Here is a 1099-nt window from a genome sequence, read left to right on the forward strand (position 1 = left end):
TGATAAATTTTTAACCCATAAAAAACAAATAAAATGGAAATCAAAAAAATCTTTAAACGTGATCTCCAGCACTTGGAGCATTATCAGTTTGCTAATCACTTGCTCACCATGGCCAAGGAGGCGAATGTGGAGAAATTAACCGCCGTGTTGAAACCTTTGGAAGATGCCTTCAAGGCCGAGGACGAGGCGATGTTCCCCAAGAAGGGAAACGAGATGAATGCGCAGCTGCGCGAGTTGGACGACCGACGCGACAAGGCCTACTATTCGCTGCAACATGCCGTGGACGCGGGCCTCTACAGCGAGGAGACGGCCGAGCTAGAGGCTGCGAAACGCATCGACGAAATCATGAAACGCTATGCCGGCGTGGCCACGATGAACTATGACAAGGAGACGGGCGGACTGAAAAACTTGTTGGCCGATTTGGCCGAGACCGAGGCCGCAAAAGCCCTGAAGGTGCTGCATGCCGAGGGTGCCGTGAAGCGCCTTGGCGACCACAACAAGGCATTCGATGAGGCGTTCCGCGGTCGATTTGCCGGCGATAAAAAGCTGTTCGATATGAAAGCGCTACGCCGTGTCACCGACAAAGCCATCGACGCCGTGGTGCGCCGCATCGATTCGTTGGACGACCTCGAGCCGTCGGCAGCCATCACCGCGCTCATCAACCGCTACAACCAGTTGGTGGACAACCGCCACACGCTGCTCAAACAGCGCGAAACGTCGAACGCGAAAGCCAATGCGGCGAAGATTGAGGAGCAACGCAAGATGCTCATGCCGCTGTTCGATGATTTTGCAAAGAACTTGGGTGTGGCGGCCGAAGCGGTGCATTATTCGGGTGAAAACCGCGGGTCGGGCACTGCAAAGTGCTATCGCCTGACCATCGACGGCCGCGCAACCAGCGTTTGGGCGAAGGTAAGCCGCAAGAAATTGGTCGAGGTGGCCGAGAAGGATTTGCCGAAAGCATCGTCAAACAAAAAGCATGGTGCGGCGGATAATTCGGGTGGCAGCCATGCCAACGGCGAAAATCCCAGTGCCGAACATGGTTCGGCCACGGTGACACCAAAACCATAAAATTCCATTCATTTAGAGTTGAGGGGGCGGG

1 protein-coding gene is annotated in these 1099 nt (G+C 54.8%); it reads left to right on the forward strand.

The features are described from left to right. Positions 1-33: 33 nt before the first annotated feature. A complete protein-coding gene (locus X919_RS15550; protein ID WP_051502553.1) occupies positions 34-1068 on the forward strand; it encodes a DUF6261 family protein in 1035 nt (344 codons plus the stop codon). Positions 1069-1099: the final 31 nt, after the last annotated feature.

It is taken from the genome of Prevotella sp. HJM029, assembly GCF_000599605.1.
In the GTDB taxonomy this organism is placed as follows: domain Bacteria; phylum Bacteroidota; class Bacteroidia; order Bacteroidales; family Bacteroidaceae; genus Prevotella.